An 11,485-nucleotide genomic window follows, 5' to 3' on the forward strand; every position below is an offset into this window, starting at 1 on the left:
GAACTCCCGTATCTGGTACGGGAGTTCTTCATTTAAAACTTGATTTTGATCTTTTGAGCATCACTAATCTTCTTATGAGTTTGATCAAAAACGTCACTTGTTGTGATTTCAATCCACTTGATCTCTTTTTCTTTCTTTTTATCATCAGCATCTTCATCATGAGCATGGCCGCTTGATGCGTTCACAATAAAGCCGAGATTTCCGGACTTTTCGGCTCCGCCTTCCAATTCGCCATTTAACTCTTCAAGATAAATATCTTTGTTCCAATCAAACGTTTCCCCTGTGTTTGTTTTCATCAAGGCAATCGGCGCAACATTTACTTTCTTTGAAGATGTGTTCTTGATGTCAACGAAGACCTTAACGAAATCAAACTCTTCATCATGTGTTAACACATGAAAATAATCAATCATGCTGTAATCCGGACGCAAATGGATCAGCTTCATTTCTTTTATTGTTAATTCCACGTCGCCAATCTTGTAGGTTTGATTCACTTGCTTGATATCCTTTAAAACAGCTTTTCCCTTGTCATCAGAAAACGTTTGGCCAACCTTCAGCAATGACCGGTCATCGGTTACTTGGGAATTAGGCTGATACTCATCTATACTGTCTTTTTGAGATGATGTGCTTTGCGGAGTGGCTTTTACCGCTTGCTCTCCGCCCGCATTCTGTTTTTCTGTATTGGCGTTTGATGAGCAGCCCGCAAGCACAATGGCAATAACAAAAATTGAAAGAATTTTTTTCATGATGATTCCTCCATTAAAAAGAGATCCCGTTGCTTCATACAAGCAACGGGCAACCTTGTATCCTATTACTTATCGTTAATCTTAATGTTGTATTGTAAAGCCTTGAAGACATTTTTAGCGATTTGTGTATTATCAATTTGGCCGGCAAATGTCTCACTAGACGGCCCGTACGCATAGACGGGAACATCTTCACCAGTATGTCCGCCTGTCGTCCATCCAGTGTGAGATCGTTTATTGAAAATCTCCTCAATCGCATTATCGATTTCAAGCACTTCTTTTGATGTTGCGGCTTTTTTAACAGATTGAATTTCTGATTCAGTTAAAGCCAATTTCTTTTGGTCAATATACGTTTTTAATGTTTTTTCAACATCCGCGCCGTCAGCAATTTTTTCTGCCATAAAGTCAGGTGTGCGTTTTGCGGCTTTAATTGGTTCACTGAACCAGTTGTAGATGCCGTCTGCACCGATGGAGTATCCGCCGGTTGAGTGGTCAGCCGTTGCGACAACCAATGTATGCTTGTCCTTTTTGGCGAAATCAATAGCCGCCTTATAAGCTTGTTCGAAGTCTTCCATTTCACTCATGGCACCGACGATATCATTGTCATGCCCCGCCCAGTCAATCTGACTGCCTTCCACCATGAGGAAGAATCCGTCTTTATCCTTGCTTAATTTTTTAATCGCTGTGTTTGTCATATCTTTTAATGAAGGAATATCCTTCGTGCGGTCAATCTTTTTAGGCAGGCCGCCGTCAGCGAATAAGCCGAGAACTTGGCTGTCGTTATTTTTCAGCATGTCCTTGCGGTTATCCACATAGCTGTATCCCGCTTTTTTGAATTCCTTGATCAAATTGCGGTCCTTGCGGTCAAAGTTGCTTTTTCCCCCGCCTAGAAGGACATCAATTTTGTGCTTGCCGTTGACCATTTCATCAAAATAATCATCGGCAATCGAGTTCATATTTTTTCGACTGTGATCATGTGAACCGAAAGAGGCCGGAGTGGCATGTGTAATTTCTGAAGTGGCCACCAGTCCTGTTGATTTTCCTTTCTCTTTCGCCGCTTCAAGTACTGTTTTGGCTTCTGAACCATCGTTATCCACAGCAATCGCATTGTTATATGTTTTGATCCCGGCTGACATAGCCGTTGCTGCAGATGCAGAATCTGTTACATTTTGTTCTGGATCTTCAGGATAAGTCGTTTGCTGGCCGACAAGATATTGATCAAAAGCGGTAGGCTCTACAAACTTTGTCTTTTTATTATCTTTTAAATAGCGATGGGCAGATGTATAGGACACACCCATACCATCACCAATCAGAACGATAACATTCTTTATTTCGTCTTGATTCCCCTTTTTCTTTTCCTGGGCGCTGGCTTCAGGCACACTGCCGCTGGCTAAGCTGCTGAACGCTATAGATGATAAAACTGCGATAGGCAGTAGTTTCTTCGGGAATTTTTTCAACTAGATAACCTCCTAAAAATAGATGAATCTCATTGACAACCCCATTATATTTTTAAACTGTTAAGCTAGTATTAATTGATTTTAAAGATTGGATTTACAAGAATAAGAGGCAATGACGGAAATGGGAGAGGGTTAACTGCATATGATTTGTGAGTTGAAAAAAGTGGATTATCCCCCAACCCACGATAAATGCCGCGTAACAGCGGCTTTTTTCATGTTTGACTATGTAAACCAAGGGGAATAGGACAAACTGCGGGACCGTTTTATGAGAATATCAGCGTATTTACATACCGTTCGGGGGTATAGTATTCTCAAAAGGGCATGTTTGCTTGCAGATATGCGTTTTTACTTTATTGTTTGCAGGCAAAATGAAAGTAAAAAATGAAGCAAAGGAGAATGAACATGAAAGTTTCTAAAAAAGCACTGGGAATTCTGATGTTATCTCTTATTTTTGTTTTATCAGCTTGTGGAAATAACAGTAGCACGAATGAAAACAATCATGAAAATCATTCAGGTTCGTCATCACATGAAGAAATGGAGCATTCCGGATCGGCTGACGTACCAGAGGGATTACATGAGTCTAAACATCCGAAATATAAAGTAGGCAGCCAAGTGGTCATCAATGCATCTCATATGAAAGGCATGAAAGGTGCAGTAGCTACAGTGACAGGCGCCTATGACACAACAGCGTATGTAGTCTCTTACACTCCGACAAACGGAGGGCAGCGCGTAGATCATCACAAATGGGTGATTCAAGAAGAAATTAAAGATGCCGGAGATAAAACATTAAACCCCGGAGATCAAGTGATCTTAGAGGCTTCTCATATGAAAGGCATGAAGGGTGCAACAGCCGAGATCGACTCCGCCGAAAAAACAACCGTATACATGGTTGACTATACATCGACAACGAGCGGTGAAAAAGTGAAAAACCACAAATGGGTGACCGAAGGCGAGCTTTCAGCTAAGTAATAAAAAATCCTCCTTTTACAAGGAGGATTTTTTTGCTGTCTGAACAGGTCTTGTTAAAGAAATGAAAGCAAACAGGACAGCGATAATGACAATTGATCCGCCGCACCAAGCATTTAATACCACAGTGCCTGTCTGATCCAAAACAACACCGCCAATGGCTGAGCCAAGGGCAATTCCGACCTGAAGGGCAGATGTGTTAAAGCTTTGCTGAATATCAGACGAATCTGGCGCAATTTCAATTAAATAGCTTTGCTGAGCCGGGGCGAGACTCCAGCTTAGCAGACCCCAAATGACCATAACAGGCAAAAAGAAAATCATAGACGATGTAGATAGCGGCAGTAAGAACATAATGATGGCAAAGGAACCGGTCACCAGCAAAATGCTCTTAAAGGAACCAAGCCGGTCAGAAAGCGCTCCTCCGAAAGGGCCTCCGCATACGGCGGATATCCCGAAAAGGAAATAACAAATGCTGACCCAGAAAGAGCTCAGGTGAAGAGTCTCTTCTAAAAACGGAGCGAAGTAAGCGTATAGCGTATAATGCCCCGCCAATGTAAACATCGTGACGAGATGGGAACTCGCGATTTTCAGATTGCCAATCGTCTTGAGCTGATCCCTGAAAGGAATCATTTTTTCCGCTGGTATCTTTTCTAAGAAGATTGAAATAATCAGCATAGAGACCAGCGCCAACAGGCCGATGCCAAGGAACAAAATGCGCCATCCGAAAGAGTCACTGATTAAGATTCCGAGCGGCACGCCTAATGCAATAGCGGAGCTGAATCCCATAAAAATAATTCCGATTGCGCGGGCTCTGTATTCAGGCGCCACAATTTTCGGGGCGATCGTTAAAGAGAGCACAACAATCAGCCCTGTACTCATTGCTGCTAATACCCGAGATACCATCAATGTTGCAAAATTAGGGCTGAAATAGGCAACAAGGTTGCTTAGGAAGAAAACAAATAAGGCAATTAAATATAAACGCTTCCGTTCAATCTTCGCAGTCAATGCCATAAGCAGCGGCCCTGACACTGCATATCCCAGCGCGAACACACTGATTAGCTGCCCGGCTGAGACAATGGAAATGTCTAAATCATTTGCGATCTGAGGAAGAATTCCTCCCACAATTAACTCAACCAACCCGACTGCAATCGTAGAAGCTGCAAGCAGGAAAACTTTGAAATTCATAACAAACTCCTTTACTTAAATGTTTTGACAAATAAAAAAATCCTGATTACAAAAAATGTCATAAACATTTTTGTAATCAGGATTTTACGGTTCCTGGTAGACACCCTCAAACCATATTATTGAGGTTATACAAGTGATAATTGCTATTTAATTGATTCGTTGCTGTTGATGAGTGTATCACATTATGAATGAATCTTCCATAGAAAAATTTACAAAGCAATGAACCGGACAAGAATATGATTATATTTATCTGATAAAAGTATAGACGTTTAATATTTAATGTCTATAATAACAGTTGTAAGCGTTTTAATCAAAAAGGGGGGAAAGCAGTTGAAAAAAATATTACTGGCGTGCAGTTCAGGAATGTCTATCAGTTTATTGGTGACAAAAATGAAGGAGTACGCACAATCCATCGGAGATGAAGCGGAAATTTGGGCAGTCAGCCAAGATAAGGCGAAAGAAGATATGAGAAATGCGGATGCTGTTTTGATCGGTCCGCAAATGAGCTTTCTGAAAAGCGAACTCCAAAAAGAGGCGAATCAATACAACATTCAGGTTGAAGTCATTGACATGATGGCCTACGGAATGGCGGACGGCAAAAAAGCGTATGAGCAGGCATTGTCTTTAATGGGGAATCAATAATGGAACAGATGAACATCACGGATTTAACAGATGAACAAATCAGTTTTCAGCTTATCCTGTACAGCGGCAATGCCCGAAGCTTCATCATACAATCTCTGCGCGCCTATAAGGAAGGGAACAAGGAGGAGGCGGATGCCCTCATTGAGAAGGCTGAGCAGGATTTATCCGCGGCCCATGACATTCACTTTCAAATGATACAAAAGGAATTCGGCGGAGAAGCACAAGCTTTCTCATTGCTGCTTATGCATGCAGAGGATCATCTGATGTCAACATTATCCATGAAAGAATTAGTGAAAGAGATGCTTGATCTCTTTAAAACCAAGAATCTATAAATAATCGGGGTGGATAGGGTGTTCGAGAAAATCAGCCAATTCCTTGTTCCAATTGCAGGGAGGTTAAACAATAATCGTTATTTGCAAGTGCTGCGTGATGCATTTATACTGGCTTTCCCGCTGACGATATTCGGGTCCATTTTTGTCGTGTTAACGAATTTGCCGTTTCTAAACAAAATCATGAACGCCTCAATGCTTACATCGTTTCAGTCTCATTTCGGCATTGCCTCCACGGCGACAATGGGCATTATGTCTGTCTTTGTTGTGTTCGGGATAGGCTATTACCTGTCAAAAAGCTATCAGGTCGAAGCTGTATTTAGCGGCGCGATCGCTTTGGTTTCCTTTTTGCTCTTAACGCCATTTATCATTCAGCCAGAAACAGGAATGGGAGTTGAAGGCGAGGAACGCTTCAGGGATGATCAAGGCATTATTCAAGATGATTACCGGATTGAATTTATTAAAGAGCACCTCAAATGGATTCACCGTGCAATCCAGGAAGGATCAAATGTAAAAGGCTATCACTTATGGACATTCATGGACAACTGGTCTTGGACTAATGCCTATAAAAACAGATACGGGTTTGTATCAGTCGATATCGAGAAAGACGGAGAAAGGACCGTCAAAAAGAGCGGAAAATGGTTTAAAAAGATTGTCGAGCAAAACGGTTTCTAGATTTACAGATTTTCCGGCAACCATCATGAAAATTAGAGTTCACAGCAAAGCCGCAACATTGATGAAACAGGGAAAAGAACTTATGATATCCGTAATAGCTTATGTGATATCAAACTCTAACAGCTGCCGGAGGATACCAATGAACAAATACGAAATCATTGCAAATGAAATGAGAAATAGAATCAAAAATAACGTCTATCCGATCGATCAGCCGATTCCTGATGAAGTATCTCTTGCAAAAGAATTTAACTCAAGCCGCATGACAATGAAGAGAGCCTTGGATAATTTGGTTGCCGAGGGTCTGTTGTTTAGAAAACGAGGCCATGGCACATTTATTATTCAATCAGCAATCCAGGATGACCATGTCCATGTAGTCAGCAATGAGATTTTGGGATTGACCAACTTGCTGAAAGATAAAAAAATCAAAAGTAAGGTCATTCAGTTTGAAGTGCAATTTCCTACTGAGGAAGTGGCCGCCCATTTGTCTATTGATCAGAAAACACCGGTTTATTATGTCGTAAGGCTGCGCATTGTAGAAGATGAACCCTATGTATTGGAAAAAACATATATGCCGACTCATTTAATACCGGGCATTAATGATGATGTCCTTCATGATTCGATCTACAATCATATTACCAACGTGCTGCAGCTCAAAATCGCCGGAACGCATCGGAAAATCAGAGCCTGCAAATCTGATCATATTGACCAGCAGCATCTGGGCTGCAAACAGGATGATCCAATTCTTGAAGTTGAACATGTCGGCTTCTTAGACAACGGCATTCCTTTTGAGTATTCCTTTTCACGTCATCGGCATGACAAATTTGTTGTTACTTCTGTAAACATACGGCGCTGATTGCGGAGACAACAAGGAGGCCATCTGCATGCTTGGCGGTATTGAAGCAGGCGGCACAAAGTTTGTTTGTGCTGTCGGTAAACTAGATGGAACGATCATTGACCGGATAGAGTTCCCCACAACGACGCCGGATGAAACGATAGAGAAAGTGATTCGGTATTTTCGCCAATTTTCTTTACAGGCAATCGGCATCGGCTCCTTTGGTCCCGTTAATAACGATAAAACCAGTAAAACATACGGAACCATTACGGCGACGCCGAAAGCGGGCTGGGGACACTATCCCTTTTTGCAAACCGTTAAGAATGAAATGAAAATCCCAGTCGGTTTTAGTACGGATGTCAATGCTGCGGCGCTGGGTGAATTCCTTTTCGGTGAAGCGAGGGATCTCAACAGCTGCCTGTATATCACAATTGGCACTGGGATAGGTGCGGGTGCAATTGTAGAGGGCAAGCTCCTTCAGGGGCTGTCACACCCAGAGATGGGCCATATTTATATCCGGCGGCACATATACCAAGGAAAGTGCCCGTATCATAAGGACTGCTTTGAAGGCTTAGCTTCCGGTCCCGCTATAGAAGCACGCTGGGGAAAAAAAGCTGCTGATGTATCAGATATGAATCAAGTCTGGGAACTGCAAGGATACTATATTGCCCAAGCGTTGGCTCAGTATATTTTGATCCTGTCACCCAAAAAAATTATTCTTGGCGGCGGCGTCATGCAACAGAAACAAATATTTTCTTATATTTATCAGTATATACCGAAAATCATGAACAGCTACTTAAACTTTTCTGAATTATCAGATAATATAGGCGGTTATATTGTACCTCCAGGTTTAGGCAGCAACGCCGAATCATCGGCACGCTTGTCTTAGCGCATCAAGCCTTACAAGCACAATCAGCATCCGGGGAGGTGCGGTCATGAAACACCCTTTATTTTTGGAGCCTGTCTTTAAAGAAAGAATATGGGGGGGAACAAAACTTCGAGATGCCTTCGGCTATGCGCTACCCTCAGAAAGAACAGGTGAGTGCTGGGCCGTTTCTGCACATGCCCATGGCTCGTCGGCTGTTAAAAATGGCCCGCTGGCAGGAAAGACACTTGATCAAGTATGGCAGGATCACCCGGAAGTTTTCGATTTTCCAGATGAAAAGGTGTTTCCGCTGCTGGTAAAGCTGCTGGACGCCAATATGGATCTCTCCGTGCAGGTACATCCTGATGATGATTATGCGACACTTCACGAAAACGGCGATCTCGGAAAAACGGAGTGCTGGTATATCATTGATTGCAAGGATGACGCCGAACTGATTTTGGGCCATCACGCAAGCACAAAGGAAGATTTTAAACGGCGAATGGTAAGCGGCGATTTGAAAGGGCTGCTGAGGCGAATCAAAATTCAAGCCCGGAGATTTCTTTTATGTGCCAAGCGGTACGCTCCATGCCTTATGTGAGGGCACCCTTGTCCTTGAAATCCAGCAAAACTCTGATACAACGTATCGCGTTTACGATTATGACCGTTGTAATGACCAGGGCCAAAAAAGATCACTTCATATAGAAAAAGCCATGGATGTCATAACAATACCGCATATCGATCAAGTGTATGCACCGGAAGTGAAGAAGTTGATAACGCGGTGATCACTGCTTATGTACAATCGGATTATTTCTCAGTGTACAAATGGAAGATTAGCGGGCGAGCTGTTTTTCCTTCTCATCAAACCTATTTGCTGGGGAGCGTTCTGTGCGGATCAGGACGAATCGTAAAACATGGTATTCAGTATGAGTGCAATGCAGGCTCACACTTTATTTTGCCTGCGCATTTTGGCGAATTTTCAATAGAAGGAACATGTGAGTTGATGATATCTCATCCTTAATGAATGGGGGAATGACATTTGTTTAAGAAACATACTCTTTGCTCATTTTCTTTTTACTTGCGTCTTTTATTTTAGCAAAACCAATTGAAGCGCACACTGTGTCGCCTGTAAATCCTCATGCACAGCAGACAACAAAAGCAGTGATGAATTGGCTTGCTCACTTGCCCGTCGAACGGAAAACAACGTCCTTTCCGGAGCGTTCGGAGGATATAGTCATGATACATTTTCTATGGCTGAGGCTGATAGAATCAGACGCGCTGCCGGACAATCACCTGCTGTTTACGGCTGTGATTATGCAAGAGGCTGGCTTGAAACAGCAAATATTGAAGATTCGATTGATGTAAGCTGCAACAGCGATTTACTTTCGTATTGGAAAAGCGGAGGAATCCCGCAAATCAGTTTGCATCTGGCGAATCGGCTTTTCAGTCAGGGCATTTTAAAACACCGACCACAAACGAACAGTATAAAAACATACTAGATTCATCAACAGCGGAAGGGAAGCGGCTGAATGCCATGCTCAGCAAAATTGCTGACGGACTTCAAGAATTGGAGAACCAAGGTGGGCCTGTTCTGTTCAGGCCGCTGCATGAAATGAACGGTGAATGGTTTTGGTGGGGACTTACATCATATAATCAAAAAGATGATGAAAGAATCTCCCTTTATAAACAGCTCTACAAGAAAATCTATCATTATATGACCGATACAAGAGGACTAGATCACTTGCTCTGGGTTTACTCTCCCGACGCCAACGAATTTTAAAACCGATTTTTACCCGGGGGCGTCTTACGTGGATATTGTCGGATTAGATGCATATTTTCAAGATGCCTATTTGATTAACGGCTACGATCAGCTAGAAGTCGGCCCGCAAAATGCAAACGGCAGCTTCAATTACAGCCTGTTGATCAATGCAATAAAACAAAAATATCCGAACACCATTACTTTCTGGCTTGAAATGATGAATGGAGCCCAGCTGCAAACAAGGGTGCTTCAGGTTTATATAACGACAGCTGGGCACTCAATAAGGGTGAGATATGAAATGGTGATTCTTTAACGCCTATCGTCGAATGAATCCAAAGCTGAAGGTGCTCAAGACATTTCTTGAGTACCTTCATACATGGATTAGGCTAGGCATTCATATCGCCTAACCCAGGACTGTGTTCATTCGCAATTTCCGGAAGCACTGGTACAGGGAACCCTGCCGGAGGCTCTATTACTTGTAACTCTCCGCCATTTCTGCTCGGAGATGTTCCTTGAAAGATTTCGCCGATTCTTGTTTCATCCAATCTGAAATTAAACTGTGCATTGTGGTAGCCTAATTCAACATACTTTCTGCACTCAGGATATTTATTAATGTCGTAATTCGGCACAGGTAAGAGCTTCGCCCACTCAACACCCAATGTCTCGAGCGCTTTCGCAAACGCATTCTGGTGAGCATTGTCACGCACAATCAGAAAAGCAAGAGTCTCCCGAAACGTCTGATTAGAACTCATTTCATAAATCCTTGTTTTCTGCAGCACGCCTGTTGACTCAAGAAGCAAGTTATCCAACAGGTCGGTAATTAAGTTTCCATGGTTATATACCCATGACCCATTCCACGGATTGCCCCCTGCATCAACTGGAAGGGAACTCTGCGCCCCAATAATGTAATGATGAGGATTAGCATGTTTAACGGCTTCATCAAGTGGTGCCTGATCTGCACCTTGACTGCCGACACCTGCACCTCCTGATTCATCTAATAAAGCATTAATTGTGTTTTGAACCAGTTCAACGTGTGCGATCTCCTCTAAAAAAATGCCACGGAGCAGATCACGGTACTGTTTCTGTTTTCCTCTGAAATTGGAGCTTTGGAAAAAAAACTGCATCATCGTACGCATTTCTCCGTAATGGCCGCCTAATATTTCCTGGAGGACCTTAGCAGCTGACGGGTCTGGCTTGTCCGGTTTAATGATATTGATCAGCTCTTCTTTGTAGTAATACATAACAAACCTCATTTCATTTCTAGTAATTGTCTTCTTATATACTTTTGTAAAAATAGATAAAATATACGCATCACTAAGCCCGTAAAAGAATCCGATAAAAAAATATAGAAAAAGTGTTGACCTCAGAAATTACACATGGTATATTATTAAACGTCGCTGATGAACAGCACGAAACAAAACGAAAACAAAAAAGTTTTCTCAAGGTGTTTACAAGTTTTTAAAAATGTGTATAATAAGAAAAGTCGAGTTGAAAAAGATTCGATCTTCGAAAAAAACATTTTCAAAAAACTTCTTGACTTCAACATCAAATGATAGTATGATAGTTAAGTCGCTTGATAAGCGCCCGTAGCTCAATTGGATAGAGCGTTTGACTACGGATCAAAAGGTTAGGGGTTCGACTCCTCTCGGGCGCGCCATTATAAAATACCACGCGGGTGTAGTTTAGTGGTAAAACCTCAGCCTTCCAAGCTGATGTCGTGAGTTCGATTCTCATCACCCGCTCCATTGTTTATTGAATGATCTTTGAAAACTAAACAAGACAAAACGTACCTGTTAATTCATTTTTAATAAAATCGCACAGCGATGTGCGTAGTCAGTCAAACTAAGGCCTGCACGACGCAGGTCACACAGGTGTCACCGCAGGATGCGGTGAACTTAACCTGTGATCCATTTTATCGGAGAGTTTGATCCTGGCTCAGGACGAACGCTGGCGGCGTGCCTAATACATGCAAGTCGAGCGGACAGATGGGAGCTTGCTCCCTGATGTTAGCGGCGGACGGGTGAGTAACACGTGGGTA

Annotated in this window: 11 protein-coding genes, 2 tRNA genes, 1 rRNA gene, 2 pseudogenes and 1 riboswitch; of the genes and pseudogenes, 12 read left to right on the forward strand and 4 right to left on the reverse strand. The window is 42.5% G+C overall.

Annotated features, from left to right (window positions below):
* Nucleotides 1–32 precede the first annotated feature (32 nt).
* Together Q3W56_RS13915 and phoB are read right to left on the reverse strand one after the other, a co-directional pair.
* Nucleotides 33–743, reverse strand: a complete 711-nt coding sequence (locus Q3W56_RS13915) for a membrane lipoprotein lipid attachment site-containing protein (RefSeq protein ID WP_302895902.1) — start codon at nt 741–743, stop codon at nt 33–35.
* A gap of 65 nt (nt 744–808) precedes the next feature.
* Nucleotides 809–2,197, reverse strand: coding sequence for an alkaline phosphatase family protein (phoB, locus tag Q3W56_RS13920; RefSeq protein WP_302895903.1), 1,389 nt, complete (start codon nt 2,195–2,197; stop codon nt 809–811).
* A gap of 402 nt (nt 2,198–2,599) precedes the next feature.
* Here phoB and Q3W56_RS13925 point away from each other — a divergent pair, with 402 nt between their 5' ends.
* Nucleotides 2,600–3,166, forward strand: a complete 567-nt coding sequence (locus Q3W56_RS13925) for a YdhK family protein (protein ID WP_302895904.1) — start codon at nt 2,600–2,602, stop codon at nt 3,164–3,166.
* A gap of 15 nt (nt 3,167–3,181) precedes the next feature.
* Here Q3W56_RS13925 and pbuE read toward each other — a convergent pair whose 3' ends face one another.
* Nucleotides 3,182–4,348, reverse strand: coding sequence for a purine transporter PbuE (pbuE, locus tag Q3W56_RS13930; RefSeq protein WP_302895905.1), 1,167 nt, complete (start codon nt 4,346–4,348; stop codon nt 3,182–3,184).
* 53 nt (nt 4,349–4,401) lie between these two features.
* Nucleotides 4,402–4,501, reverse strand: a riboswitch (purine riboswitch).
* Nucleotides 4,502–4,678: 177 nt separating this feature from the next.
* Here pbuE and Q3W56_RS13935 point away from each other — a divergent pair.
* From Q3W56_RS13935 to Q3W56_RS13975, 8 genes and pseudogenes are all read left to right on the forward strand, one after another.
* Complete coding sequence (locus Q3W56_RS13935) at nt 4,679–4,990, forward strand: PTS sugar transporter subunit IIB (RefSeq protein WP_302895906.1); 312 nt, start codon at nt 4,679–4,681, stop codon at nt 4,988–4,990.
* Nucleotides 4,990–5,322 carry a PTS sugar transporter subunit IIA gene (locus Q3W56_RS13940; protein ID WP_302895907.1) on the forward strand — a complete coding sequence of 111 codons (333 nt, stop codon included), beginning with the start codon at nt 4,990–4,992 and terminating at the stop codon, nt 5,320–5,322. The genes Q3W56_RS13935 and Q3W56_RS13940 overlap by 1 nt, the downstream gene beginning before the upstream one ends.
* A gap of 18 nt (nt 5,323–5,340) precedes the next feature.
* Nucleotides 5,341–5,994 (forward strand): family 1 glycosylhydrolase, encoded by a 654-nt coding sequence (locus tag Q3W56_RS21190; protein WP_483298530.1) that lies wholly within the window; start codon nt 5,341–5,343, stop codon nt 5,992–5,994.
* A 139-nt stretch (nt 5,995–6,133) separates the two neighbouring features.
* The gene (gene gmuR, locus Q3W56_RS13955) at nt 6,134–6,847 is read left to right on the forward strand and encodes a transcriptional regulator GmuR (RefSeq protein ID WP_019713466.1); all 714 of its coding nucleotides are present in this window, start codon (nt 6,134–6,136) and stop codon (nt 6,845–6,847) included.
* Between the two features lie 28 nt (nt 6,848–6,875).
* Nucleotides 6,876–7,765 (forward strand): annotated as a pseudogene (locus Q3W56_RS13960) (ROK family protein).
* Complete coding sequence (manA, locus tag Q3W56_RS13965; protein WP_302895908.1) at nt 7,762–8,289, forward strand: mannose-6-phosphate isomerase, class I; 528 nt, start codon at nt 7,762–7,764, stop codon at nt 8,287–8,289. Before Q3W56_RS13960 ends, manA begins: the two are co-directional and overlap by 4 nt.
* 180 nt (nt 8,290–8,469) lie before the next feature.
* Nucleotides 8,470–8,709: a cupin domain-containing protein gene (locus Q3W56_RS13970; protein WP_302895909.1), complete on the forward strand. Its 240-nt coding sequence runs from the start codon at nt 8,470–8,472 to the stop codon at nt 8,707–8,709.
* A 38-nt stretch (nt 8,710–8,747) separates the two neighbouring features.
* A pseudogene (locus Q3W56_RS13975) lies at nt 8,748–9,744 on the forward strand (glycoside hydrolase family 26 protein).
* Between the two features lie 89 nt (nt 9,745–9,833).
* Here the strand turns inward: Q3W56_RS13975 and Q3W56_RS13980 are convergent.
* A complete protein-coding gene (locus Q3W56_RS13980) occupies nt 9,834–10,688 on the reverse strand; it encodes a manganese catalase family protein (protein ID WP_268399247.1) in 855 nt (284 codons plus the stop codon).
* 339 nt (nt 10,689–11,027) lie between these two features.
* On the opposite strand from Q3W56_RS13980, the gene Q3W56_RS13985 reads away from it, so the two are divergent.
* From Q3W56_RS13985 to Q3W56_RS13995, 3 genes are all read left to right on the forward strand, one after another.
* Nucleotides 11,028–11,104, forward strand: a tRNA-Arg gene (locus Q3W56_RS13985).
* Nucleotides 11,105–11,118: 14 nt separating this feature from the next.
* A tRNA-Gly gene (locus Q3W56_RS13990) sits at nt 11,119–11,192 on the forward strand.
* A gap of 167 nt (nt 11,193–11,359) precedes the next feature.
* Nucleotides 11,360–11,485: ribosomal RNA gene (locus tag Q3W56_RS13995) — 16S ribosomal RNA — on the forward strand; the annotation flags it as partial.

It is taken from the genome of Bacillus sp. C28GYM-DRY-1, from assembly GCF_030519405.1.
GTDB classification, from domain to species: Bacteria; Bacillota; Bacilli; order Bacillales; family Bacillaceae; genus Bacillus; species Bacillus spizizenii_A.

What these genes read in the sequence shown, in the direction of transcription:
- manA (WP_302895908.1), top strand. Translation starts at nt 7,762, where the DNA reads ATGAAACACCCTTTATTTTTGGAGCCTGTCTTTAAAGAAAGAATATGG.
- pbuE (WP_302895905.1), bottom strand. Translation starts at nt 4,348, where the DNA reads ATGAATTTCAAAGTTTTCCTGCTTGCAGCTTCTACGATTGCAGTCGGG.
- gmuR (WP_019713466.1), top strand. Translation starts at nt 6,134, where the DNA reads ATGAACAAATACGAAATCATTGCAAATGAAATGAGAAATAGAATCAAA.
- Q3W56_RS13980 (WP_268399247.1), bottom strand. Translation starts at nt 10,688, where the DNA reads ATGTATTACTACAAAGAAGAGCTGATCAATATCATTAAACCGGACAAG.
- Q3W56_RS13915 (WP_302895902.1), bottom strand. Translation starts at nt 743, where the DNA reads ATGAAAAAAATTCTTTCAATTTTTGTTATTGCCATTGTGCTTGCGGGC.
- Q3W56_RS13940 (WP_302895907.1), top strand. Translation starts at nt 4,990, where the DNA reads ATGGAACAGATGAACATCACGGATTTAACAGATGAACAAATCAGTTTT.
- Q3W56_RS13925 (WP_302895904.1), top strand. Translation starts at nt 2,600, where the DNA reads ATGAAAGTTTCTAAAAAAGCACTGGGAATTCTGATGTTATCTCTTATT.